Origin of the sequence: Oscillochloris sp. ZM17-4 (assembly GCF_019599295.1) — a bacterium.
In the GTDB taxonomy this organism is placed as follows: domain Bacteria; phylum Chloroflexota; class Chloroflexia; order Chloroflexales; family Chloroflexaceae; genus Oscillochloris.
The window spans coordinates 13,750-36,730 of sequence record NZ_JAIEWN010000006.1; the positions used below are offsets into that span (position 1 = coordinate 13,750).

The following is a 22,981-nucleotide window of genomic DNA, read 5'->3' on the forward strand; positions in this document are numbered from 1 at the left end:
CGGCGTCGGCCTTGGCCCGAGCCTTCAGGGCGTGTACAATAGCACCGTCACCCTCGCTGATGGTAGCACCGTGAAGGCCGACGAGGCCTATATCCGCGAGTCGATCCTCAACTCGACGGCCAAGGTCGTCAAGGACTATAACCCGATCATGCCGCCCTACCAGGGCCAGCTGAAGGACGATGAGGTGACCGCGCTGGTCGAGTACGTCAAGTCCCTAGGAAGCGCAGGGAACTAAGCAATGAGCACAACCGCCCTCCCCCAGAACTATATAACCAACCGCGCGACCACCGCGACCGCCTGGATCAAGTCGTGGCTGCTCACCGTCGACCATAAGCGCATCGCCATCCTCTACCTGCTCAGCATCAACTTCTTCTTCCTGATCGGCGGGGCGGCGGCCTCGATGGTGCGCCTTGAGCTCGTCACGCCCCAGGGCGACCTAATGTCGGCCGATATGTACAACCGCATGTTCACCCTGCACGGGGTGGTCATGGTCTTCTTCTTCCTGATCCCGGGCATCCCGTCGGTGCTGGGCAACTTCCTCATCCCGCTGATGATCGGCGCGCGCGACCTGGCCTTCCCCAAGCTGAATCTGCTCAGCTGGTACCTGTACATGGGCGGCGGGCTATTCGCCCTGAGCGCGGCCGTCTTCGGCGGCGTCGATACGGGCTGGACCTTCTACACCCCGTTTAGCACCAGCTACTCGAACTCAAACGTGATCCTGACGATCGCCGGGGCCTTCATCATGGGCTTCTCGTCGATCCTCACCGGCCTGAACTTCATCGTCACCATCCATAAGATGCGCGCGCCCGGGCTGACCTGGTTCCGCCTGCCGCTGTTCATCTGGGCCCACTACGCCACCAGCCTCATCCAGATCCTGGCCACCCCGGTGGTCGCGATCGCCCTGCTGCTGGTGATGGTCGAGCGGATCTGGCACGTCGGCGTGTTCGACCCGGCCCTCGGCGGCGACCCGCTGCTCTACCAGCATCTCTTCTGGTTCTACTCGCACCCGGCCGTCTACATCATGATCCTGCCGGCCATGGGCGTGATCAGCGAGCTGATCGCCACCTTCTCGCGCAAGCGCGTCTTCGGCTACGAGTTCATCGCCTTCAGCTCGATCGCCATCGCCATCCTGGGCTTCCTGGTCTGGGGCCACCACATGTTCGTGAGCAGCCAGTCGGTCTACTCCGGCCTGGTCTTCGGCTTCATCACTATGCTCGTGGCAATCCCCTCGGCGATCAAGGTCTTTAACTGGACGGCCACGCTCTACAAGGGCTCGATCTCGTACCGCACGCCGATGCTCTACGCCCTCGGCTTCATCGGCCTGTTTATCATCGGCGGGCTGACCGGCATCTTCCTCAGCGTGGTCGCGGTGGACATCCACGTCACCGACACCTACTTCGTGGTGGCCCACTTCCACTACGTGATGGTCGGCGGCACGATCATGGCCTACCTGGGCGGCATCCACTACTGGTGGCCGAAGATCACCGGCCGCATGTACAACGAGGCCTGGGGCACCATCTCGGCCCTGGTCGTCTTCGTCGGCTTCAACATGACCTTCTTCCCGCAGTTTGTGATGGGCTACCTTGGCATGCCGCGGCGCTACCACGTCTACCCCGAGGAGTTCCAGATCTACCACGTCATGTCGACGGCCGGCTCGACCATCCTCGGGATCGGCTTCATCATCCCGATCGTCTACCTGCTGCTCTCGCTGCGCTACGGCAAGATCGCCGGCGATAACCCCTGGGACGCGCCCGGCCTGGAGTGGCAGACCACCTCGCCGCCGCCGACCTTTAACTTTGAGACCCAGCCGATCGTGACCGAGGAGGCCTACGCCTTCCACCCCGAGGCCGCAATCAAGGACGCCGAGGCCTGGCGGCCGGGATCGCCGTTGTAGGGGCGCAGCAGCGGCCCAGATGGCTAGGGGATGCCAGGGCTGTAGGGGGCCGCTGCTGCGCCCTTACAGCAGACGGGGTATCCACACGCACCGAGAAGGAGAACATCCTTGGCGACGACAACCCACGGGCACGAGCATAACCCGGCGCTCCAGCACCACTACGACACCCCAGGCCAGCAGAAAGAGGCCGCGACCCTGGGGATGTGGGCCTTTCTGGTGACGGAGATCATGCTCTTTGGCGGGATCTTCCTGGCCTACACGGTCTATCGCTGGGCCTACCCCGAGGTCTGGGCGGCGGCGGCGCCGCACCTGAACACGCCCCTGGCAACGGTGAACACGGTGGTGCTGCTGGTCAGCTCGCTGACGGTGGCGCTCTCGGTCCACGCCGCCGAGCAGGGCAACAAGCGCCAGCTGGTGACGCTGCTGCTGGTGACGATCCTGCTGGGCGCGGCCTTCCTGGGGATCAAGTTCACCGAGTACGGCGAGAAGTTCGCCCACTGCGCCGGCTACGCCAACCCGCTCGCCTGGGTGACCGGCGGCGAGCGGCTTGGCGAGGCGGAGTGCCTGGTGCCCGGCGCGAACTTCCTCTTCCCCGCCGAGGCGGCGGCCGAGAGCGGCGCGGCGGCCGGCGAGGCGGCCGTGGCCCACCAGCCCGGCATGAAGTCGCCCCACCAGCTCTTCTTCTTCCTCTACTTCTGCGCCACCGGCCTGCACGCCATCCACATGATCATCGGGATCTCGGTGATGGGCGGGATCACCTGGATGGCCGCGCGCAACAAGTTTAGCCCCGCGTACTTCACCCCGGTGGAGATCGGCGGGCTCTACTGGCACCTGATCGATATCATCTGGGTCTTCCTGTTTCCGCTCTTCTATCTGGTGTAGCATATATGGCAACCATGCATCACGCCTCCCACGAGGGCGGGCACGAGCGCGAGGGTAACTACGGCCACATCTCGGTGCGCACCTACTGGATGGTCTTCATCTCGCTGATGGCGCTGATGGCCCTGACGGTCGGCGCCTGGTATGTGGAGAAGACCTTCATCCCAGGCATGCCCGAGATCATCGGCGTCAGCATCGCCATGGCGATCGCCATCGCCAAGACGGCCCTGATCATCTACTTCTTCATGCACGTCAAGGTGAGCAGCCGGCTCACCCAGGTCTTCGCCATGAGCGCCTTCGTCTGGCTGGCGATCATGTTTGTGATCATTATGGGCGACTACTTCTCCAAGGGCTGGCCGGCGCAGCAGGGGCCGCTCACCCAGGCCCCGGCGCCGGTCGCCGCCGTCGCGCCGCCTGAGGCGGGCTGGCGGGCGCTCTAGACACCGCGGCACGCTGAGGGGGGCGACGGGAGGCCGTCGCCCCCCTCTTTTGTGTGTTTGATACGGCAATGTGGTACATGTTTATGCTGAAGGGCTCTGTCTTGATCCAAAACGCTTTTGCCTAGTAGCCCCTTCGTCACAGCCTGGCACCTATGCTCTACGACAGCACACATGGCGCTATCGCCGCTCTGCCCCGCCTGATCGCGCGGCTCAACGCCGACCTTCAGCCGGAGGCGGCGCTCCAGATCATCTGCGATGAGGTCGCCCTCACCCTTGGCGTCGCGGGCGTGGCCGCCGGGGCCTACGACGAGCAGCGGCGCGTGATCCGCTATGCTGCCGCCCACGGCTGCGATGTGCAGCTGGCGGATCTGCGCATCCCGTCCCCGGACGCCCCCGCGCCGCCCGCTCCATCTATTCGCCCCGCCGGGCCCGGCCGGGCCGCCGTGGTCGGCCTCTGGCGCGAGGGGATCCCGGTCGGCGCCCTGGCGATCCTGCTCCCTGACAACCGGGACGGCCTCGCGGACGCTGAGCTGGCGCTGCTGCGCGCGCTCGCCGACCTGGCCGCCCAGGCCCTGGTCAATGCGATCCGGCTCTCCTCGGCGCGTGAGCGCGCCGAGGACCTGGAGGCGATCAACACGCTGGGTCGCGCCCTCGCCGAGACCCTCGACCTGGAGCGGATCTTCGAGCTGCTCTACGAGGTCGCCCTCAAGCTGCTGCCCGAGGTCGCCGGCGCGATCTTCTCGCTGTTCGACGCCGAGCTCCAGCAGATCACCTGCGCCTTCGCCATCCTCGACGGCGAGCAGCTCGATCCCGCCGAGCTGCCGCCGCTGCCGCTGAAGCCGCTGGGCCAGGGAACCCAGAGCACGGTGATCCATACCCGCCAGCCAGTTATTCTCGGCAGCTTCGAGGAGCTGCAACAGCGTACGGCGCTGGTGGTAGAGATAGGCACGGAGGGCGAGATGACCGAGTCGAGCCTGATTGTGCCGATGATCGCGCGCGAGCGGGTGGTGGGCGTGCTCCAGGTGCAGAGCTTCACCCCCGGCTGCTACGACATGGCCCACGCCACTATGCTTGGCCTGGCGGCGAACGTCGCCGCCGTGGCGATCGAGAACGCGCGCCTGGTGACGGCGCTCCGCAGCTCGAACAGCGAGCTGCTCCAGGCATACGACAGCACCCTGGAGGGCTGGTCGCGCGCCCTCGACCTGCGCGATAAAGAGACCGAGGGCCACTCGCAGCGCGTCACTGATCTGGCGGTGCTGCTGGCGCACGCCGCCGGCATGAGCGACGAGCAGGTGCGCTACATGCGCTGGGGCGCACTGCTCCACGATATCGGCAAGATGGGCGTCCCCGACGCGGTGCTGCTCAAGCCCGGCAAGCTCGACGATGAGGAGTGGCGGCTGATGCGTCTGCACCCGGCCTACGCCTACAGCCTGCTTGAGCCGATCACATTCCTGCGGCCGGCCCTCGACATCCCATACTGCCACCACGAGAAGTGGGATGGCACCGGCTACCCGCGCGGCCTGTGCGGCGAGGAGATCCCGCTGGCGGCCCGGCTCTTCGCCGTGATCGACATCTGGGACGCCCTGCGCTCGGATCGCCCCTACCGCCCGGCCTGGGACGAGGGGCGGACGCGCGCGCACATCCGGTCGATCGCCGGCAGCCACCTCGACCCGGCGGCGGTGGAGCTGTTCTTCCGGGTGATCGACGAGGGCGCTACGCCACGGCGGCGATGATCTCAGCCAGGGGCATAGCGTCGAGGCGGGGCAGGCGCAGGCCGGCGGGCGGCAGGGCGAGCCGCGCGGTGACGGCGCCGGGCACGGCCACCACCGGGCAGCCGGCGGCCGTGGCGGCCAGGATGCCGTTCGGCGAGTCCTCGAAGACTAGGCACGCGGCCGGGGCGCGGCCGAGGCCCGCCGCCGCTGCCAGGAACAGGTCGGGCGCGGGCTTGGTGTATGCCACATCGTCGGCGGTGCGCACGCACACGAAGCGCCCGATGATCGCGTGGCGGCGCAGCCAGCCCTCGACCCAGCCCCGCCCGCTGCTGGAGGCCACCGCGCAGGGCAGCCCCGCCGCGTCGGCCTGGTCGAGCAGCTCGGTCACGCCGGGCAGCAGGGGCTGGGCGGCGCTCAGCTCGGCCTTGATCTGCTGGCGGCGGGACAGGATCTCCGGCCCACGCGCCCGCAGCTCCTCCCCGCGCGCCGGGTCGGCGGCCTCGGCCAGGCCGATCAGGTGGGCCAGGGCGTCGAAGCCGTGGTTCGTGCCCAGCGCGCCCTGCCAGACCTCCAGGTCGATCTCCTGCCCGTGCTCGGCGTAGACGATCTGCCAGCTCTGGAGCGCCGGGCTCTCGGTGTCCACGATCAGCCCGTCGAAGTCGAGGATCAGGGCGGTGATCATCTGGCCAGCTCCGGCTCGATAGTCTCAACTCGCTCGACCAGCCCGTCGCGCAGGTGGACGATCCGGTCGGCGAAGCGGGCCACGCCCATGTCGTGGGTGACGAGCAGCATGGTCAGCCCCTCCTCGCGCACCAGGCGCTGGAGCAGGGCCAGGATCTCGCCGCCGGTGCGCGAGTCCAGGTTGCCGGTGGGCTCGTCGGCCAGCAGCAGGCGCGGGCGGTTGGCCAGCGAGCGGGCGATCGCCACGCGCTGCTGCTCGCCGCCGCTCAGCTCGGAGGGCCGATGGTCGGCCCGGGCGGCCAGCCCGAGCTGGCCGAGGATCTCGACCGCGCGGGCCTTGCGCTGGGCCGGCGGCGCGCCGGCCAGCATCAGCGGCACCGACACGTTCTCCCACGCCGACTTGATCGGCAGCAGGTTGAAGCTCTGGAAGATGAATCCCAGCGTGTCGCGGCGGTAGGCCACCAGCTGCTTGTCGCTGCTGCGGCCAAGCTCCAGGCCATTCACCCAGACCTCGCCGGCGCTCGGGCGCACCAGGCCGCCGATGAGGTGCAGCAGCGTGCTCTTGCCGCTGCCGCTCGGCCCGACCAGCGCGACGAACTCGCCAGCCTGGATCGTCAGATCCACGCCGCGCAGCGCGGCCACGCTCGTCTTGCCCATCTGGTAGCTGCGGGCCAGGGCGGTGGTTGTGATCAGTGGGTCTGCCATAGTTATGAGTATTGTAGCGCACTTGTGGGCTACGCCCACACCCAGTTTGTGTGCGAGGTGTGCGGCGCAGCCGCACACCTCGCACACAAAAAAGATGCGGGGGCGGCGCAGCCGCCCCCGCACCCCCGCCGCAGGTGGCTACCTCAGCCCCTCGGCGACCTTGACCGCCTCGTCGCCGCTGAGCGTGCCGGCGATCACCGTCTTGATCCCGCCCTCGTCCCAGGTCAGCAGGCTACCCTGGCCGTCGGCGCCGGTGATCAGGGTGGCCGGCTGGCCGCGCACGCTGATCTGCTGGATGTTGCTGCCCGCCGGGGGCTCGCGGCTGTCGCCCACGTCGCCGTTGCTCTGCACCAGGCTCATGCTGGCGCTCTCGCCGTTGTAGTTCATGATCACGGTGTCGGTGCCGACCACGCGCACCTCGACCAGGGCCAGCCCGGCGGGCAGGTAGCCCGGCTCGCGCAGGGTGAAGCTGACGCTGCTGCGGGCCTCGTCGAGCGTGGCCGCCTTGGGCGCCATCTGGGCGGCCAGGTCGGCCGCCTGGACGACCGTGGCGTCCGCCGGGGGCGTGTAGCTGAACAGGTCGGCGCTGACGCCGGCGTTCACCTCGATCGAGCGCACCTCGACGTTGCCGCTGCCGAAGTCGCTGGCGTCCACGCTGAGCTTGAGCGGCATGGCCTGCGCCTCGTCCACCCACATCGTGGCCTCGATCACGCCGGCCAGCTGGAGGTTGGCGGTCGTCTCGGGCTTGGGCGTCACCTTCACCTTCCAGGTGTTCGTGCCGGCCACCTGCTCCTCGCCGAGCACCTCAAGGTCTACGGCGTCGAGCCCCTTCTGCACCACATCCTGCAGCATCTGGGTGGCGCCGGCCGGGCTGGTGGGGGCCTGGTCCTTCATCTCGGCGGCCGTGCCGGTGACGACGGTGTTCTGGGCGGGGTTGTAGAGCCAGAACTGCTCGCCGTCGCTCACCAGGATCGTGCCGACTAGCTCGGCCTGGCTGGCCTCGCGCACCTCGGCGCGCACGCGGGCCTTGGGCTGGCCGTCGGCGGCATCGGGCAGCTTCTGCATCCAGCCCTCGATCACCATGCTGCCCGTCTGGTCGGGCGAGCTGAAGTCGATCGCCACCGTGGCGTGGATATCGTTGGTGCTGGCGCGGGCCGCCTCCATCTTGGCGACGATCTCGTCGGCGGTGGGGAGCTGGGTCGCGCAGGCGCCCAGCAGCAGCGAGCTGATGATCAGTGTTATAAAGACGAATGTGCGGCGCATAGTCCCTCCTCAAGGGTGTGTTTCCTATGCCCATGTTGTACCACGCCGCACGCCCCGCTTCCAGCCGATCGGTGTGAGCGGGATGTTACCAATTGTTGCCGCGCTGTATAATGACCATACGAGCAGAGCTTCACAGATTGATATCAGATGGGGACGCCATGCGACCATTCACCGTGACCCGCGCCCACCTCAGGGCCGCCTGCGAGAGCCAGAGCTGGGACCTGCTCGACAAGCTGCTGGAGATCGACCCCTCGCGCATCGACGATAACGCCCTCTTCACCGACACCTGGGGCACATGGTGGGGCATGCTGATCGCCGCCATCGTCGACAACTCACCCGCCGGCGTCAGGGTGCTGCTCAAGCACGGCGCCTGCCGCGACCAGGCGACCTGGGGCGACTGTGTGCCCGAGACGGCCCTGGAGCTGGCGCGCGATAAGCCCGCCATCCTGGCCCTGCTCCAGTCTGATCAAACGCCGACCTACGTGCGCGAGACCGACCCGCCCCTGCCCGAGGGCGAGTCGCCGCAGGACCAGGCGACGAACCGCCAGGGCGAGATCCGCGACGCGACGGGGCTGGTCTTTCAGGTGCCCCCGGAGCCGCCCGCGTAGGGGCGCAGCGTGCTTGCGCCCGCCGCCTCACCATCCCCCTGTCACCCTCGCCTCATCTCCGGCTTTCAGCCGACCTCGCCTGCGCCCAATGGCCGATGGCCCGCGCCGGCTATGCGGCTACTATTGATCGGGTAGACAAGGTTCAAACCAGCTTGACAGGTTGGTGGCACGTATCGCTTGTTGATACGTTCCATCTGTACCCTGTACCCTGTACCCTGTACCCTGTACCCTGTACCCTGTACCCTGTACCCTGTACCCTGTACCCTGTACCCTGTACCCTGTACCCTGCACCCTGCACCCTGCACCCTGCACCCTGCACCCTGCACCCTGCACCCTGCACCCTGCACCCTCATCCCCCGCCGTGGCCGGCGAGAACGGAGGCACCGCGATGTCCCTGAGCCGTGAGAAGATCGCCCCGCGAGCCCCCGCGCCCGCCGGTCTGGTCATCCGCCCCTTCAGCGGCGGCGACGCCGACTATGCCGCCGCCGTGGATGTGGTGAACGCCGTCTTCCCGGAGTACCCGGACACGGTTGACGAGTGGCGCTTCGGCGACGCCAACCGGCCCGCGCATATCAAGATGGAGCGCTGGCTGGCTGAGCTCGACGGCGCGACGGTGGCCTACGGCAACTACCATCAGTTTGAGGGCATGTACCACCCGCGCAAGTTCGGCGTCTTCATCGCCGTGCTCCCCGCGCTCCAGGGCCGGGGCGTTGGCGCGGCGCTCTACGACCATGTCGTGGCCGCCCTTGATCGCCACGGCCCGATCTCGCTGCGCGCCCGCGCCCGCGAGGATGCGGCCCGCAGCCTGCGCTTTCTGGCCGGCCGCGGCTACCGGGAGGACATGCGCGAGTGGGAGTCGCGCCTGGACGTGGCCGCCTTCGACCCCGCGCCCTACGCCGGCCACGAGGCGGCCCTGCGCGCCGACGGCCTGCGCATCGCCCCGCTGGCCGAGCTGCTTGAGCGCGACCCCGACTGCCGTGAGAAGCTCTGGGCGCTGGATGTGGAGCTGACCCGCGACGTGCCCCACCCCGAGCCGATAACCGCGACGACCCGCGAGTCCTTCGAGGCCTGGATCTTCAACAACCCCAACTTCCTGCCCGACGGCTACTTCGTGGCCCTCGATGGCCCCGACTATGTCGGCTCCAGCGCCCTCTGGCGGAGCCAGGCCGACTCGGGCGAGCTCTACACCGGGCTGACCGGGGTGCGCCGGGCCTACCGCCGGCGCGGGATCGCCCTGGCCCTCAAGCTGCGCGACATCGCCTACGCCAGGGAGCACGGCGTGCGGGTGATCAAGACCTGGAACGAGGCGAATAACCGCGGCATGCTCAGCATCAACGAGGCCCTCGGCTTCGTCAAGCAGCCGGCCTGGATCACCTTCGTGAAGCAGCTTTGATGCCCTCACCCCAGCCCCTCTCCCGCGTAGCGCGAGAGGGGCCGGGGGCGAGGGCCATAAAGGACACCTCATGCCTCTCCACATCCGCCCCTTCGCGGGCGACGAGCATGACTACGCGGCGATGGCCGCCGTGCGCAACGCGGCCTACCCCGAGTACCCGCGCACCGCCGACGAGCTGCGCGAGCAGGATGGCAAGCGTGACCCGAGGTGCTTCGCCCTGCGCCTGGTCGCCGAGCACGACGGCACGATCATCGGCGTCGGAAACTGCGGCAACATGTCATGGATGTTCCACCCGCAGAAGTTTGAGCTTGGGGTCTATGTTCACCCCGACCTGCGCCGGCGCGGCGTGGGCGGGCAGCTCTATGACCATCTGATGGCGGAGATCGCGCCCCGCGAGCCGATCAGCCTGCGCCACGGCGTCCGCGAGGACGACCAGGAGAGCCTGGGCTGGGCCGCCGGGCGCGGCTTCGTGGAGAGCCACCGGGCCTGGGAGTCGCGCCTAGATGTGGCCGCCTTCGACCCCGGGCGCTTCGCCGGCCACGTCGAGCGGGTGATGGCCGGCGGCGTTGCGATCTTCACAGCGGCCGAGCTTGAGGCCCGCGACGCTGACTTTTGGCGGCGCTACCACGAGCTCGATGTGGCGTGCATCGCGGACGAGCCCTCGCCCGAGCCGCAGACGCCGGCGAGCTTCGAGCAGTGGCGCAAGTATTTTACTGGGCCGAACTTTCTGCCCGACGCCCACTTCCTCGCTGTGGTCGACGGGCAGTATGCCGGCCTGAGCTCCCTCTGGCGTCGTGAGAGCACGCCCAATCTGGACACCGGCTTCACCGCAGTGCGCCGCGAGTACCGCCGGCGCGGGATCGCCCTGGCCCTCAAGCTGCGGGCGATCGACTACGCCAAGCGCGTCGGCGCGCCGATCATCATCACCGATAACGAGTCGACCAACCGCGGCATGCTCAGCATCAACGAGGCCCTCGGCTTCGCCAGGCAGCCGACCTGGATCTTTCTGGTGAACCGCCTGCGAAGCGAGTGACCAGGAGGTAGGAGGCAGGATCCTGCCACCTGCCACCTGCCACCTGCCACCTGCCACCTGCCACCTGCCACCTGCCACCTGCCACCTTGTCTAAGGAGCGATGCGATGACCCTCCCGCTGGTGCGGCTGACCGGCACGCCATACCAGCAGGGCCTCCAGCACGGCGAGGCCCTGCGCGACGCGATCGCCGAGAATATGGCGATCTACTTCGCCCGCTTCGAGCGCGAGCTGCGCCTCTCGCGTGAGGAGACCCTGCGCCGGGCCGCGGCCTACGCCGAGGCGATCGCGCGGCAGAGCCCGGCCTACGCCGCCGGCATGCGCGGCGTGGCCGAGGGCTCCGGCTTCAGCTACGCCGAGATCGCCGCCCTGAACGTGCGCTACGAGCTGTTCTACTACCAGTTCGGCGTCAACGCCGTCGCCGATGGCTGCACCGCCTTCGCCGTGCTGCCCGAGGCCAGCGCCGACGGCCACCTGATCATCGGCGAGAACTGGGACTGGGTGGCCGGCGTGCGCGGGGCCGTGCTCCATAGCCGGGAGCCTGACGGCCTGGAGGTGCTCTGCTTCTCCGAGGCCGGCATCGTCGGCGGCAAGATCGGCCTCAACGCGGCCGGCGTCGGCCTGCTGATCAACGGCCTCACCTCCACCGATGACGACTGGGCCCGCCTGCGTAAGCCCTTCCACGTGCGCTGCTACGAGATCCTGCGCGCCCGCAGCTTCGACGCCGCCACCCGTGTCGTCACCGATAGCGACCGCTCCTGCTCGGGGAACTTTGTGGTCGCCCAGGCCCCCGACCGGGTGATCAATATCGAGACCTCGCCCCACGCGGCGGCGCTCACCGGCTGCGCCAGCGGCTGCCTGGTCCACACCAACCACTTCGTCGACCCGGCCGCCCTCGCCGTCTCCGAGCCGCCGGTCGAGAAGAGCCCCCACTCCTACCGTCGCCTTGAGCGCATGGCCGAGCTGCTCGACGATCATCGCCCCCTGTCCATGGCCGACCTCCAGGCGGCCCTGCGCGACCACCAGGGCCACCCTTACGGAATCTGCTTCCACATCGACCCCGAGGAGCCGCCCGAGGAGCACTACGAGAGCGTCACCTCGGCGATCATCGACCTGAGCGCCGGCGCCCTCTACCTGAGCGACGGCCCGCCCTGCGAGAGCCCCTACCAGCGCTACACCATTGCAGATTGCAGATTGTAGATTGCAGATTGGGCGCTCCGCCCTCCGCCTGATGTCGTCCTATTGACAGCCCGGTTATAGTGACAACTACGTCTGCAATCTGCAATCTGCAATCTGCAATCTGCAATTCCGAAGGAGGCATATATGGCGAAGGTGATCACTGCCCTGAATACCCCCGTGTGTGCCCCCTCAGCTCGCTGACCCATTCAGGCCGATAGCCTGGGCCTCGCCGCCGGCCCGCCGCGACTCTCGCGGCCCGCCGGCGCATGCCCCGCTCCTCGCCTGCCTGCGGCGGCTGCGGCACACGCACGGTGCCTGCCCGCCGTCTTTTGATTCTCAGCGCACCCGAGGAGTCTATGGCTCGCTACACTATCACCGATAAGTCTCAGATCGACCCCGACGAGGACGCCGCGCCGGCCTACGGCACCCGCCACAAGGAGCAGAAGCGCCGCAAGGCCACCGCCCGCGAGGGCGTGGCCAAGCACAGCTTCGAGTCCAACCCCGACGTGCAGCGCTGGCTCAGCGAGGCCCGCGACGACGAGGGCGCCAAGGCGCCCTTCGCCCCCGAGGCCCTGGTCGGCCGGCGCGATGGCGAGTGGGTGCTCTCCTCGCTCACCGCCTTCTACGAGCAGGATATGATCGCCGACGTGCTGCGCGAGGTGAAGAGCGGCAAGGAGGCCACGGTCTTCTGCTGCTCGGGCGGCCCGGCCTGCGCCCACGACCTGCTGGCCGCCAAGGTCTACCGGCCGCGCATGTTCCGCAGCCTGAGCAACGATGCCCAGTACCGCGAGGGCCGCACGGTGCGCAACGAGTCGGGCAAGCAGGTGAAGCTGACCGGCAAGGGCGTGCCAAGCCGCAGCAGCGCCAAGGGCCGCGCCTTCCAGGTGGAGAGCTGGATCGGCTACGAGTACGCCGCCCAGGAGCTGGCCTTCGGCCTCGGCGTGAGCACCCCGCGCCCCTACTCGCAGGTCGGCAACAGCCTGCTCATGGAGTACATCGGCGACGAGGAGATGGTGGCGCCGCGGCTCTGCGAGATCGACGTGGACCGGGGCGAGGCCCAGGGGCTGCTCGACGGCCTGCTGGAGAGCATCGAGCTGCTGCTCGGTGGCCACCGCATCCACGGCGACCTCTCGTCCTACAACATCCTGGCCTGGCAGGGCCGCCCCTACATCATCGACTTCGCCCAGGCGGTGGACCCGCGCCACGGCGATGGGGCGCGCGAGCTGCTCACCCGCGATGTGGTGCGCGTCGCCCAGGCCCTGGCCCCCTTCGGCGCCCGCGTGGACGCCCGCGCCGCCGCCGACCGCATGTGGTGGGGCTACCTCGGCCAGCCGGTTTGATATTGCAGATTTTAGATTGCAGATTGCAGATTACAAGCGGCAATCTGCAATCTAAAATCTGCAATTATATGTGGCAATCTGCAATCTGCAATCTACAATTATATGTGGCTGATTGTTGGCCTGGGCAACCCGGGCGAGAAGTACGACCGCACGCGACATAATATCGGGTTCGCCTGTCTGGACGCGATCGCCCGCCGGCACGGCCTGGAGTTCCGGGTGAAGCGGGCGAACAGCCTGGTGGCCGAGGGCAGCATCGGCGGGCAGCGGGTGGCCCTGGCCAAGCCGCAGACCTACATGAACGAAAGCGGGCGGGCGGTGTCGGCCCTGCGCACCTGGTACAAGGTCGAGCCGGCCCGCGAGCTGCTGGTGATCTACGATGACATGGACCTGCCCTTCGCCAGGCTGCGCCTGCGCGAGCGCGGCAGCCCCGGCACCCACAACGGCATGCGCTCGATCGTCGGCCAGCTCGGCGGCAACGAGTTCCCTCGCCTGCGCGTCGGCATCGACCAGGCCCCCGGCAGGATGGACGCCGCCGCCTATGTGCTCGCCCGCTTCTCCAAGGACGAGGACGCGCAGGTGCCCGACCTCTGCGACCGGGTCGCCGACGCGGTGGAGCTCATCCTGCGCGAGGGCTTTACGGCGGGGATGAACCGGTATAACGCGACGTAGGGCTGCCGCAGAGCCACATAATATGCTATTATTCATAACAACATACGACAAGTGTGCGTACTATCGAGTTGTTAATGAACCAGCGACACATTATTCTGATTGTGTTTATCCTACTGGGTGTTGGTTTCTCGTTCTTGGATCGGGTAAACAACGGGGCGATCCGCACATCCCTCGATGGGACGCTCGGTCCAGATCGCGCGCAGATGGCGTTGCTGTCCTATATCCTGTTCATCGGCGTGTACGCCGGCTTCGAGATCCGCGGCTTCTTCCAGCCGGTGCCCGCGGCCGCCCGCCCGCCGAGCCCTGGGCGGACGAGGCGGCGGGGGTCGTTTGAGCGCCAGTATCGCGAGGCGATCTATGGCCGCTACCGCGATCTGCTGGCCACCGGCGTGCAGAACCAGCAGAACACGCTGGAGCAGGAGCATATCTTTGAGCCGCCCTTCCTGTCGCTCACGGACGCCCAGCCGGGCCCCACGGACCCCGCCAAGGACTATGCCGCGGCCTTGCAGAGCATCTGGCAGCATCTGGCGATCCCTCCCCGCCGGCTCCTGCCGTCCTTCTTCAGGCCCGAGAGCCAGCATCGCCACTTCGTCATCCTCGGCATGCCGGGCGGCGGCAAGTCCACCCTTCTTCAGCACATCGCCCTGACGTTTGTCCGCCGGCAGCACCTCACCTTTAACCCTCCCATCCGCGAGCTGATGCCCATCCTGCTGGTGCTGCGCGATCATCTGGACGCGATCAAGGCCAACCCCCAGGTCGATATCGCCCAGCTGATCACCGTCTTTGCGCGCAGCCGCCTCGATCTGACGGCGGCGAGCGCCAGCTGGTTCACCTCGCATCTGCGCGATGGGAGCTGCATTGTCTTGCTCGATGGCCTTGATGAGATCGCCGACGCCCAGGATCGCAAGCTGATGGCGGCCTGGGTGCAGGCCCAGCTTGGCCGCTGGAACAACAACTATGTGGTGATCACCTCGCGCCCGCACGGCTATGTGAACAACCCGCTCAACGGCGTGCGCATCCTCACCGTCGAGCCCTTCACCGCGCCCCAGGTCGAGTCGTTTGTGCGCAAGTGGTACCCCCTCTGCAGTGTGCCACCTGCAATCCTGCTGGTGGTACACTTGATGCGGGCCGCCTTCTGAAGCTGAAAGAGAAACCTATGGGACTGGATCTGCTGCCATGGTGGGGCTTCGCGCTCCTGTCGGCTGTCTTCGCCGCGCTGACGACGATCCTGGTAAAGCTGGGGGTTGAGCAGGTCAGCTCGACTCTGGCGACCGCCATCCGCACGGTGGTCGTGCTGGTGATGGCCTGGCTGATCGCGGCCGGGCGCGGCGAGGTGGCCGAGCTGGGCCGGATCGGCACCCGCACCTGGGTGGTGCTCGGCCTCTCGGGGGTGGCCACCGGCCTCTCGTGGCTCTGCTACTTCCGGGCGCTCCAGATCGGCCCGACGGCCTACGTCGCGGCGATCGATAAGAGCAGCGTGATCTTGATCGCCCTGCTGGCCTGGGTCATCCTGCGCGAGCCGACCGACTGGCGCGGCGCCGTCGGCCTCGGCATGATCGCCGCCGGCACCCTGGTGCTGATCCGCTAAGATGGAGATAGTATCGATGACCATCCTCACGCCCCTCGCCGTGGCCCTCGGCAAGGTGGCCGGGCAGCTCTCGCGCCGGCTGGGCCAGGGCGGCGGCACCACCCTGCCCGGCGCCCTGGCCCGCCGCATCGCCCCCGACATCCTGCGCGACCTCAGCGCCGGCCTGCCCCACGGAGCCCTGCTGATCAGCGGCACGAATGGCAAGACGACCACCAGCCGCATGATCAGCGAGATCCTCACGGCCTCCGGCGAGCGGGTGCTGCACAACCGCGCCGGGGCCAACCTGATCGCCGGCCTCACCGCCACCGCCGTGGCCGACGCCAGCTGGGCCGGCAGGCTGCGGGCCAGCATCGGCCTGTTCGAGACCGATGAGGCCGCCCTGCCCCAGGCTGTCGCCGAGGTGCGCCCGCGCCTGGTGCTCATCCATAACCTCTTCCGCGACCAGCTCGACCGCTACGGCGAGGTGGACACGGTGGCCGCCACCTGGCGCGCCGCCCTGGCCGATCTTCCTCCCGACGCCACCCTGGTGCTCAACGCCGATGACCCGGCCGTCGCCGACCTCGGGCGCGACCTGGCGGCCCGCGTGGTCTACTACGGCCTGGACGACGCCCGCCACGCCGCTGGGGCCGGCGCGCACATCGCCGACTCGCAGTTCTGCCGCCGCTGCGGGGCGCGCTACACCTTCAGCCTAGCATTCTACGCCCACATTGGCCACTATAGCTGCCCGCGCTGCGGCCACGCCCGCCCCGACCCCGATGTGCGCCTGGCCCGCCTGGAGCTCCAGGGCACCGCCGGCAGCCGCAGCTACATCACCTACCCCGGCGGCGCGATGGAGCTTGACCTGCCCCTGCCCGGCCTCTACAACGCCCTGAACGCCCTGGCCGCCTGCGCCGCCGCCACCAGCCTGGGCGTGGCCCCCCGCGTCGTGCGCGGCGCCCTGGAGCAGTTTAGCGCCGCCTTCGGCCGGATCGAGCGGCTCAGCGCCGGCCCCGGTGGCGCGCCCATGCTGATCGCCTTGATCAAGAACCCCGTCGGCGCCACCGAGACGGTGCGCATGCTCATCGGCGAATCGGCCGCCGCCGAGGGCCTGCACCTCCTGATCGCGATCAACGACCGCTACGCCGACGGCACCGATGTCTCCTGGCTCTGGGACGCCGAGTTCGAGTCCCTGGCCGGCGCCGCGCGCGTCACCGTGAGCGGCACCCGCGCCGATGACATGGCCGTGCGCCTGAAGTACGCCGGGCTCCCCGAGGGGCGCATCCACATCGCCCCCGAGCTCCCCGCCGCCGTGGACGCCGCCCTGGCCGGGCTGCCCGCCGGCGCGACCCTCTTCCTGCTGCCCACCTACACCGCCATGCTTGAGCTGCGCGAGGATCTGGCCGCCCGCGGCTGGGTGCGCCAGTTCTGGGAGGAGTGACCTCCTGGCGGGGGTGTGGGGCGGCGAAGCCGCCCCACGTTTTTTTGTTAGGTTGTGGCGGCGAAGCCACCACAACCTAACAAAGCAGGTTTGAGGGGCGCAGCCCCAAACGAGGGGAACCTTCTCTGGCTCTGGGCCGTCTCTGACACAGAATGTCAGATTCCCCACCGAGGAGGCTCCCGATGACACAGCACCCCGCCCGGCGCCGCGCCGCCCTGGCCCTCCTGCTCGCCCTGGCCCTCTCCCTGCTGGCCGCCTGCGGCGGCACGCCCGCCGCCGCCCCGCAGTCCCTGCCCACCGCCGCCGCGACGGCCGCCCGCGAGAACACCGCCGCTCAGGCCCCCGCCGCCACCCAGGCCCCGGCGGCCGAGATGCCCGCCGCCGACGCCGCCGCTCCGCCGGCCATCGGGGCGGCAGAGGGCGCGCCTGAGCCGCTGGGATCGGGCGACTCGGGCACCACCAGCGCCGCCGGGCCGCGCCCGGTCGGCCAGGAGGCCAGCCTCAAGGCCGGCGAGATCAACGACAACGCGCAGTTCGCTGACTACCTCGCCTACCTCCGCTCCTACCAAGATGGCGGCGTGCGCCCGGCCGACGTGGGCGAGCGCTACCTGATCAGCGTGATCGACGATAACCAGCGCCCTGTCCTCGACGCCCGCGTGACGGTCTACGCCGACGAGCAGGTGGTCTTCACCGGCCGCACCTACGCCGGCGGGCAGACGATCTTCCTGCCCCGCACCCTCGGCGTCAGCCCTAACGCCACCAGCTTCCGCGCCGTGGCCGAGTACGGCGACGCCAGCGCCGAGACGACATTTGAGCGCAGCCCGGGCGGGCAGGTCGAGATCGGCCTGCGCGGCGTGCAGCGCGACTCCGCCCTGCGCCTCGACCTGCTCTTCCTGCTCGATACCACCGGCAGCATGGGCGACGAGCTCGGCCGCATCCAGCAGACGATCGACAGCATCGCCCAGCGCATCGACGGCTTTACCCCGCGCCCGCAGATCCGCTACGGCCTGGTGGCCTACAAAGATCACGGCGACGACTACGTGACTAGCCCGGTCGACTTCACCGGCGACCTGGGCCAGTTCCGCGCCTCGCTCAATCAGCTCTCCGCCAAGGGCGGCGGCGACACCCCCGAGGCCGTGGACGAGGCCATGTACGACGCCGTGGTGCGCTCCAGCTGGAGCGAGCAGCCGGCGGTGCGCCTGGTCTTCCTGGTTGCCGACGCCGGGCCGCACATCGACAGCCAGCAGCAGTTCACCTACCTGGATGGGGCGCGCGAGGCGGCGGCCCGCGGCGTGAAGATCTACCCGATCGCCGCCAGCAACACCGACGCCCCCGCCGAGTACGTCTTCCGCCAGCTCGCCCAGCAGACCATGGGCGGCTTCGTATTCCTCACCTACCAGCCCGGCCAGAGCTCCGGCGCGCCGGGCGAGAGCACCACCCTGGAGGCCGGCGGCCAACCCTATAGCGTCGAGCGCCTCGACGACCTGATCGTCAACATTGTCGAGCGCGAGCTCGCGGCTGCTGTGGGCGCGCGCTAGCGGCGGCGGCCTATCTGCGGTGCGATCTGATAGGCTGGGAGATGTCGGCGGCACAGCAGCCGACATCTCCCAGCCTATTGTTTTACAACTGCTAGTGGACACGTTAACGTACTAGTGGTACCATAGGGCAACTCTTGATATATCTGCGTCCATGTGCGTTATACACCCCCATGGGATACCACGAACATCAACAGCGTGCCCGTGTCGAAGGCTCCGAACCGATTCGCTGTGGTATTCTTACCCTCAGCGATACTCGCACGTTCGAGACGGATACAAGCGGTGCTGTTATCCTCGCTGCGCTCACACAAGCCGGCCATGATGTGGTAAGATATGAGGTAGTTCGTGATGAGCCAGCGCAGATCGTTGAGCTAGTTCGTGCCCTTGTGTCTGAAGGCTGTAAGCTGATCATTACCAACGGTGGCACTGGCATCGCTCGCCGCGATAGCACAATCGAGGCAATCGATAGCCTGCTCGAAAAGCGTCTGCCGGGGTTTGGCGAGCTATTTCGCATGATCTCTTATGATGATATCGGCCCTGGGGCAATGCTATCGCGGGCGATCGCAGGCACGTACCTTGGTGCCTTACTATTCTGTCTGCCCGGATCCACCGGCGCTGTGCGTCTCGCCCTAGAAAAACTGATCATGCCCGAGCTGTCCCACCTGGTATGGGAGACGGTGCGCCAGTGATGCGACAGTTGCAGTTTTCTGGTATAGTGTGAGCGTCGCAGCGTCTACACTGCCGTTCTCCTCGTAGCTGTGTAAGGAGCCAGAGAGCCCATGACGAGCGTAGAAGCATTCCGTGGCCTGCACTACCCTAATAAGATTGGCCGCCTAACCTTCCTGTCGCTCGAAGAGGTGATGGGGCAAAACGGTGTGAAGGCGCTGCTTCGCCTGGCTGACCTGCCGCAATATCTGGACGCATACCCGCCGAACGATCTGAAGCGCGAGTTCCCCTTCGAGGCGATCTCGGCTACGTCGGTCGCCCTCGGAACGATGTACGGGCCTCGCGGGGCTCGCGGGCTTGAGCTGCGCGCCGGTCGTGTGGCCTTCTCCCTCGGCCTCAAGGAGTTTGGTCCGCTCCTGGGCATGGCTGACCTGGCGCTGAAGCTCATGCCGATCACCATGAAGCTGAAGATCGCGCTCAACGCCACCGCCCAGACATTTGATCGCTTCAGCGATCAGGCGAGCCACGTTGAGGAAGAGCGCGGCCAGTTCATCTACCACATCACCAAGTGCTCGAACTGTATCGTGCGCCCCGAGCCCGGGCCCGTCTTCTATGTCGCCCGCGGCATTATCGAAGAGGCGACCGCATGGGTCTCCGGCGGACGCCGCTTCGCCGTCGAGCAGTGTACCTGTATGGCGCAGGGCTCCCCCTCGTGCAGCTTCAGCATCGGCAAAGAGCCCCTCGAGTAAGGATGAAGGATGAAGGATGAAGGATGATCCTTCATCCTTCATCCTTCATCCTTCATCCTTATTATGCTTCGCTGGCTCGCCCTCAAGCTCATCCGCTTCTACCAAGTCGCCATCTCCCCGTGGACGCCGCCGAGCTGCATCTACTCCCCAACCTGCTCACAGTATGGCTTCGAGGCAATCAGTAAATATGGCTTCCTGAAGGGCGGCTGGCTTGCGCTAAAGCGCATCCTCCGCTGTCACCCCTGGGCTGCGGGCGGCCACGACCCTGTTCCGTAGATCTGCCTCCCCCCCGCGCAACTTTCTCCCCCCGTCCATCGTCATAGCCCCAGAAGATGGCATACACCCATCTCGGCCAATGGTCCAGTATTGAATCGGCCAGCGGCTTGATGTGGTGGGGCAATAGCTCTGGCATACTCCAGGTGTGCCCCATCTGACGACGATGGCGCAGATGCGCCAGGAGAATGTACCCGGTGGCAGAACCATCCCGTGAGCTGATCGCCCTCGCCCAGCAGGGCGACTCGCAGGCGCTCACCCAACTGGTGATCGGCCAGCAGCATTACGTCTATAGCATCGCTATGAGCGTGCTGAAGAACCCCGAGGACGCCGCCGACCTGACCCAGGAGGCGTTCATCAGGCTGTTCCGTGCGCTGCCGCAGTATAACGGCGAGAGCCGCTTCACCACATGGCTCTATCGGCTGGTGGTGAACCTCTGCCGCGATGAGCTGCGGCGCCGCGGGCGCCAGGTTCAGATCGCCCCGCCGGCAGCCGATGAGGAGGAGATCGACCAGATCGCCGGCGTCGCCGATGATGACCGCTGGTCGGACCCGGCCCAGGCGCTCGACTCACGCGAGCTGCGCGACCAGGTTCGCCGCGCCCTCGGCCAGCTTGAGGAGCACTATCGGCTCGTGCTGACGCTGTACTACTTTGAGGATATGAAGTACACCGATATCTCGTCTATCCTCGATATTCCGCTTAACACGGTGAAGAGCCACATCCGGCGCGGCAAAGATCGTCTGGCGACGATCTTGGAGACGCAGGAGCAGCCCCCCGCCGCCCGGGCGGTGGCGCAGCTTCCGCAGAGCCAGCCGCAGAGCCAGACGCCCCGCATCGCGCCGCTCAACCTGATGTTCCGCCTGGCTGGGAGGTAAGACGATGAGCACCACTACATCTGAATCTGAGCTGCCACCCCGCGAGCCAGAGGATACTCTGGATCAGATCCTATGCCAGGAGCTGCGCTGGGAGGTGCCGCCGATGCTCAGCGCCCAGCTGCTCGCCCTGGTGCCCGGCGCGCCGGTGGTGAGCGTGCCGCGCATGGCCCGGCCGAAGTCCTGGTATAGTATGTTTGTGCTTTTGCTGACGGCCGTGGCGATCGGGCTCTCGCTCGCTGTGGCCTGGCAGCTATATAGCGCCATCGGCGTTGAGCTGGGCCTTGGGGCGATGCTTACACAGCTCCAGGCGGCGCCGGCGCTTGGCCTCCAGCGGCTCTATGACGCTCTCCCCGCCTCGCGCCAGGTCGTCTCGCTCCTCGTCGCTGTCCGCGATCAGCTGCACTGGCTGCTCCTCGCGGTTGTGCTCTGGCTGGCCCTCGATGGCTGGCAGCCCCGCCGCTCCTCCCAGCGCACAACCTCGTAACGATATATGCGTTGTTGGATGTGGGCGGCGAAGCCGCCCACATCCAACAACGCATAGGGCTGGGGCAAAGCCCCAGACGTTGCATCTGCCCTGGGCACACAAGAAGCCCGGCACCTTAGGTGCCGGGCTTCTTGTGTGCCTCTAGATCCGCTCACGGGCGCGGTGCAATCGCCAGGTGCGAAGGAGCAGCGTCATTCCCATTAGCAAGACGCCGCCAAACGGGACACCCCCGCTTGTCTCGGGGAGCGGCGCCGGCGCGGGCGCCTGCCCGTCCGCCACGCGCGTCGGCGCGGTTGTGGTCGTGACGGTCGGTGTGTCTGTGGCGGCGGCGGCCCCCAGGACGCCTCCGGAGGCGGCGGTCGTCGTCGTGGGTGTTGCGGTCTGTGAGGGTGCTGCAGTAGCGGTGTCTGTGGCTGCCGGCTGGCCCTGGCTCGCCCCGACAACCAGCACGCTGACGATATTTGAGAAGATCGGCGCGCTGACCCCATCGTACTGGAGCTGCCCCTGCGCCACAAGCAGCGTGCCCGCGATCACGTCGCCCCTGATGCGCGAGGCGATCGTCACCTCCGCGCCCTCTCCGGGGGCGAGATCGGCGATCGTGTAGCGAACCTCATTGCCGGCGACGGTCGGGTCGGCGCCCCGGTCGGACTTAGCGCCGCGAACCTCAAGGTTATTCGGGAGCACGCTGCGCAATGTCACATTGCGCAGGTTGTTGGCACCGCTTGCGTCCGCCGCGCGCGTGTTGCGGATCACCAGGGTGAAGTTCACCTCTTGGTCGGGGTAGGCGCTCCCCCAGTCGCTGCCGAGCCGGAAGAAGAGCTCGCTCGACGCGGGGCCGGCCGCGCTCACGGAGCTCGTCGCGCTCGGCTGTGCCTGGGCGGCACTTGTGCTCGTGCGCTGAGATGCCGGCGGTCGCACGACGGCAGGCTGGGCCACCACCGGCCGCGTTGTGGGCGGCTCGGTGGGTACGGCCGGCTCTGGGGTCGGCGGCGGCGGCGGCGGCGGCGGCGTTACCGTGGGTTTGGGCTTGTTGTTGGTGCCCTGGGATGGGTTGGGCTCGCTGGGCTTTGATGTTGGTTGGGGCACGCCGGTCGCCGGCGGCACGTTGGTCGCTGGCGGCACGTCGGTCGGCGGCAAGACCACAACCGTATTTGTCGGCGATGGGCCGCCGCTCGTGTTCGTCGGCGAGGGTGGCACGATCGTGATTGTGCCGGTGGGCGTGTTTGTCGGCGTGCCGACTACCGGGATGGCCACGCCGATCACCCGCACGTTCACGCTCGCGGATCGGCTGCCGTTGGCGTTCGCCACATTCGTGATGATTGTGTCGCTTGGTGTGGTGCCCCGCACCCGAACCTGAATTGTGATCGAGGCCGGGCTCGTATTGCGCACGGTCAACGAGCAGCTGATCGTCTGACCAACCGAGCAGCTGCCTGCGCTGGTGCTGGCGCTTAACGCCTCAAGGTTTCCATCAAGGCTATCGCTCATCTGCACTGATGTGTCGCTGGTGTTGGTGGTGGCCACCGAGATGCTGTAGCTGAAGCTCTGTCCTGGGGCGACCTCAGATGCCGATGCGAGCTTAAAGACTTGTATGTTGCCAGGTG

At 67.6% G+C, this 22,981-nt stretch carries 25 protein-coding genes; 20 read left to right on the top strand and 5 right to left on the bottom strand.

Going from position 1 to position 22,981, the window contains the following annotated elements:
• The 5 genes from K2Z83_RS06930 to K2Z83_RS28845 form a co-directional block, all read left to right on the top strand.
• Window positions 1–235 (top strand): cytochrome c (locus K2Z83_RS06930; RefSeq protein WP_220594451.1); only part of this gene is annotated, 235 nt, incomplete at its 5' end.
• A 3-nt stretch (window positions 236–238) separates the two neighbouring features.
• Window positions 239–1,894, top strand: coding sequence for a cytochrome c oxidase subunit I (ctaD, locus tag K2Z83_RS06935; protein ID WP_220594452.1), 1,656 nt, complete (start codon window positions 239–241; stop codon window positions 1,892–1,894).
• A gap of 108 nt (window positions 1,895–2,002) precedes the next feature.
• The gene (locus tag K2Z83_RS06940) at window positions 2,003–2,776 is read left to right on the top strand and encodes a cytochrome c oxidase subunit 3 (protein ID WP_255603491.1); all 774 of its coding nucleotides are present in this window, start codon (window positions 2,003–2,005) and stop codon (window positions 2,774–2,776) included.
• Between the two features lie 5 nt (window positions 2,777–2,781).
• Window positions 2,782–3,213: a cytochrome C oxidase subunit IV family protein gene (locus K2Z83_RS06945; RefSeq protein ID WP_255603492.1), complete on the top strand. Its 432-nt coding sequence runs from the start codon at window positions 2,782–2,784 to the stop codon at window positions 3,211–3,213.
• Between the two features lie 152 nt (window positions 3,214–3,365).
• A complete protein-coding gene (locus K2Z83_RS28845) occupies window positions 3,366–4,946 on the top strand; it encodes an HD-GYP domain-containing protein (protein WP_255603493.1) in 1,581 nt (526 codons plus the stop codon).
• Here K2Z83_RS28845 and K2Z83_RS06955 read toward each other — a convergent pair.
• The 3 genes from K2Z83_RS06955 to K2Z83_RS06965 form a co-directional block, all read right to left on the bottom strand.
• Window positions 4,927–5,607: an HAD-IA family hydrolase gene (locus K2Z83_RS06955; protein ID WP_220594453.1), complete on the bottom strand. Its 681-nt coding sequence runs from the start codon at window positions 5,605–5,607 to the stop codon at window positions 4,927–4,929. The two genes, K2Z83_RS28845 and K2Z83_RS06955, sit on opposite strands and share 20 nt — an antisense overlap.
• Window positions 5,604–6,311, bottom strand: coding sequence for an ABC transporter ATP-binding protein (locus tag K2Z83_RS06960; protein ID WP_220594454.1), 708 nt, complete (start codon window positions 6,309–6,311; stop codon window positions 5,604–5,606). Before K2Z83_RS06960 ends, K2Z83_RS06955 begins: the two co-directional genes overlap by 4 nt.
• Window positions 6,312–6,449: 138 nt before the next feature.
• On the bottom strand, window positions 6,450–7,574 hold the full coding sequence (locus tag K2Z83_RS06965; protein ID WP_220594455.1) for a DUF4367 domain-containing protein: 1,125 nt from the start codon (window positions 7,572–7,574) through the stop codon (window positions 6,450–6,452).
• Window positions 7,575–7,732: 158 nt separating this feature from the next.
• Between K2Z83_RS06965 and K2Z83_RS06970 the strand changes: the two genes are divergently transcribed.
• The 4 genes from K2Z83_RS06970 to K2Z83_RS06985 all read left to right on the top strand — a co-directional run bounded on the left by K2Z83_RS06970 (window position 7,733) and on the right by K2Z83_RS06985 (window position 11,805).
• Entirely contained in the window at window positions 7,733–8,182 is a 450-nt protein-coding gene (locus tag K2Z83_RS06970; protein WP_220594456.1) for a hypothetical protein, read from the top strand.
• A gap of 388 nt (window positions 8,183–8,570) precedes the next feature.
• The gene (locus K2Z83_RS06975; RefSeq protein WP_220594457.1) at window positions 8,571–9,575 is read left to right on the top strand and encodes a GNAT family N-acetyltransferase; all 1,005 of its coding nucleotides are present in this window, start codon (window positions 8,571–8,573) and stop codon (window positions 9,573–9,575) included.
• Between the two features lie 70 nt (window positions 9,576–9,645).
• Window positions 9,646–10,608 carry a GNAT family N-acetyltransferase gene (locus K2Z83_RS06980; RefSeq protein WP_220594458.1) on the top strand — a complete coding sequence of 321 codons (963 nt, stop codon included), beginning with the start codon at window positions 9,646–9,648 and terminating at the stop codon, window positions 10,606–10,608.
• Window positions 10,609–10,713: 105 nt separating this feature from the next.
• A complete protein-coding gene (locus tag K2Z83_RS06985) occupies window positions 10,714–11,805 on the top strand; it encodes a C45 family peptidase (RefSeq protein WP_220594459.1) in 1,092 nt (363 codons plus the stop codon).
• Here K2Z83_RS06985 and K2Z83_RS06990 read toward each other — a convergent pair.
• Window positions 11,778–11,945, bottom strand: a complete 168-nt coding sequence (locus K2Z83_RS06990) for a hypothetical protein (protein WP_220594460.1) — start codon at window positions 11,943–11,945, stop codon at window positions 11,778–11,780. The two genes, K2Z83_RS06985 and K2Z83_RS06990, sit on opposite strands and share 28 nt — an antisense overlap.
• A 195-nt stretch (window positions 11,946–12,140) precedes the next feature.
• Between K2Z83_RS06990 and K2Z83_RS06995 the strand changes: the two genes are divergently transcribed.
• The 11 genes from K2Z83_RS06995 (at window position 12,141) to K2Z83_RS07045 (ending at window position 21,380) form a co-directional block, all read left to right on the top strand.
• Window positions 12,141–13,124 (top strand): RIO1 family regulatory kinase/ATPase, encoded by a 984-nt coding sequence (locus K2Z83_RS06995; protein WP_220594461.1) that lies wholly within the window; start codon window positions 12,141–12,143, stop codon window positions 13,122–13,124.
• 102 nt (window positions 13,125–13,226) lie between these two features.
• Window positions 13,227–13,793 (top strand): aminoacyl-tRNA hydrolase, encoded by a 567-nt coding sequence (pth, locus tag K2Z83_RS07000; protein WP_220594462.1) that lies wholly within the window; start codon window positions 13,227–13,229, stop codon window positions 13,791–13,793.
• Between the two features lie 74 nt (window positions 13,794–13,867).
• Complete coding sequence (locus K2Z83_RS07005) at window positions 13,868–14,932, top strand: NACHT domain-containing NTPase (RefSeq protein ID WP_220594463.1); 1,065 nt, start codon at window positions 13,868–13,870, stop codon at window positions 14,930–14,932.
• Window positions 14,933–14,949: 17 nt separating this feature from the next.
• Entirely contained in the window at window positions 14,950–15,381 is a 432-nt protein-coding gene (locus K2Z83_RS07010) for an EamA family transporter (protein ID WP_220594464.1), read from the top strand.
• A gap of 16 nt (window positions 15,382–15,397) precedes the next feature.
• On the top strand, window positions 15,398–16,798 hold the full coding sequence (locus K2Z83_RS07015) for a MurT ligase domain-containing protein (protein WP_220594465.1): 1,401 nt from the start codon (window positions 15,398–15,400) through the stop codon (window positions 16,796–16,798).
• Between the two features lie 182 nt (window positions 16,799–16,980).
• A complete protein-coding gene (locus tag K2Z83_RS07020) occupies window positions 16,981–18,336 on the top strand; it encodes a VWA domain-containing protein (RefSeq protein WP_220594466.1) in 1,356 nt (451 codons plus the stop codon).
• 170 nt (window positions 18,337–18,506) lie between these two features.
• A complete protein-coding gene (locus K2Z83_RS07025; protein WP_220594467.1) occupies window positions 18,507–19,022 on the top strand; it encodes a molybdenum cofactor biosynthesis protein B in 516 nt (171 codons plus the stop codon).
• A 90-nt stretch (window positions 19,023–19,112) separates the two neighbouring features.
• Window positions 19,113–19,748, top strand: coding sequence for a 4-vinyl reductase (locus tag K2Z83_RS07030; RefSeq protein ID WP_220594468.1), 636 nt, complete (start codon window positions 19,113–19,115; stop codon window positions 19,746–19,748).
• A gap of 63 nt (window positions 19,749–19,811) precedes the next feature.
• On the top strand, window positions 19,812–20,024 hold the full coding sequence (gene yidD / locus K2Z83_RS07035; RefSeq protein ID WP_220594469.1) for a membrane protein insertion efficiency factor YidD: 213 nt from the start codon (window positions 19,812–19,814) through the stop codon (window positions 20,022–20,024).
• Between the two features lie 185 nt (window positions 20,025–20,209).
• On the top strand, window positions 20,210–20,896 hold the full coding sequence (locus K2Z83_RS07040; RefSeq protein WP_255603495.1) for an RNA polymerase sigma factor: 687 nt from the start codon (window positions 20,210–20,212) through the stop codon (window positions 20,894–20,896).
• A gap of 4 nt (window positions 20,897–20,900) precedes the next feature.
• On the top strand, window positions 20,901–21,380 hold the full coding sequence (locus tag K2Z83_RS07045) for an anti-sigma factor (protein WP_220594471.1): 480 nt from the start codon (window positions 20,901–20,903) through the stop codon (window positions 21,378–21,380).
• A 141-nt stretch (window positions 21,381–21,521) separates the two neighbouring features.
• On the opposite strand, the gene K2Z83_RS07050 is transcribed toward K2Z83_RS07045, so the two are convergent.
• Window positions 21,522–22,981, bottom strand: a 1,460-nt coding sequence (locus tag K2Z83_RS07050) for a DUF11 domain-containing protein (RefSeq protein ID WP_220594472.1), incomplete at its 5' end; no start/stop codon positions are given.

Bases quoted from the DNA above. Each gene is read 5' to 3' on its own strand.
- K2Z83_RS06960 (WP_220594454.1), bottom strand. From the start codon at position 6,311: ATGGCAGACCCACTGATCACAACCACCGCCCTGGCCCGCAGCTACCAG.
- K2Z83_RS06965 (WP_220594455.1), bottom strand. From the start codon at position 7,574: ATGCGCCGCACATTCGTCTTTATAACACTGATCATCAGCTCGCTGCTG.
- pth (WP_220594462.1), top strand. From the start codon at position 13,227: ATGTGGCTGATTGTTGGCCTGGGCAACCCGGGCGAGAAGTACGACCGC.
- K2Z83_RS07030 (WP_220594468.1), top strand. From the start codon at position 19,113: ATGACGAGCGTAGAAGCATTCCGTGGCCTGCACTACCCTAATAAGATT.
- K2Z83_RS07025 (WP_220594467.1), top strand. From the start codon at position 18,507: ATGGGATACCACGAACATCAACAGCGTGCCCGTGTCGAAGGCTCCGAA.
- ctaD (WP_220594452.1), top strand. From the start codon at position 239: ATGAGCACAACCGCCCTCCCCCAGAACTATATAACCAACCGCGCGACC.
- K2Z83_RS07045 (WP_220594471.1), top strand. From the start codon at position 20,901: ATGAGCACCACTACATCTGAATCTGAGCTGCCACCCCGCGAGCCAGAG.
- K2Z83_RS06995 (WP_220594461.1), top strand. From the start codon at position 12,141: ATGGCTCGCTACACTATCACCGATAAGTCTCAGATCGACCCCGACGAG.
- K2Z83_RS06980 (WP_220594458.1), top strand. From the start codon at position 9,646: ATGCCTCTCCACATCCGCCCCTTCGCGGGCGACGAGCATGACTACGCG.
- K2Z83_RS06945 (WP_255603492.1), top strand. From the start codon at position 2,782: ATGGCAACCATGCATCACGCCTCCCACGAGGGCGGGCACGAGCGCGAG.
- K2Z83_RS07020 (WP_220594466.1), top strand. From the start codon at position 16,981: ATGACACAGCACCCCGCCCGGCGCCGCGCCGCCCTGGCCCTCCTGCTC.
- K2Z83_RS06985 (WP_220594459.1), top strand. From the start codon at position 10,714: ATGACCCTCCCGCTGGTGCGGCTGACCGGCACGCCATACCAGCAGGGC.
- K2Z83_RS06970 (WP_220594456.1), top strand. From the start codon at position 7,733: ATGCGACCATTCACCGTGACCCGCGCCCACCTCAGGGCCGCCTGCGAG.
- K2Z83_RS28845 (WP_255603493.1), top strand. From the start codon at position 3,366: ATGCTCTACGACAGCACACATGGCGCTATCGCCGCTCTGCCCCGCCTG.
- K2Z83_RS07005 (WP_220594463.1), top strand. From the start codon at position 13,868: ATGAACCAGCGACACATTATTCTGATTGTGTTTATCCTACTGGGTGTT.
- K2Z83_RS07010 (WP_220594464.1), top strand. From the start codon at position 14,950: ATGGGACTGGATCTGCTGCCATGGTGGGGCTTCGCGCTCCTGTCGGCT.
- K2Z83_RS07040 (WP_255603495.1), top strand. From the start codon at position 20,210: ATGTACCCGGTGGCAGAACCATCCCGTGAGCTGATCGCCCTCGCCCAG.
- K2Z83_RS06975 (WP_220594457.1), top strand. From the start codon at position 8,571: ATGTCCCTGAGCCGTGAGAAGATCGCCCCGCGAGCCCCCGCGCCCGCC.
- K2Z83_RS07015 (WP_220594465.1), top strand. From the start codon at position 15,398: ATGACCATCCTCACGCCCCTCGCCGTGGCCCTCGGCAAGGTGGCCGGG.
- K2Z83_RS06955 (WP_220594453.1), bottom strand. From the start codon at position 5,607: ATGATCACCGCCCTGATCCTCGACTTCGACGGGCTGATCGTGGACACC.
- yidD (WP_220594469.1), top strand. From the start codon at position 19,812: ATGCTTCGCTGGCTCGCCCTCAAGCTCATCCGCTTCTACCAAGTCGCC.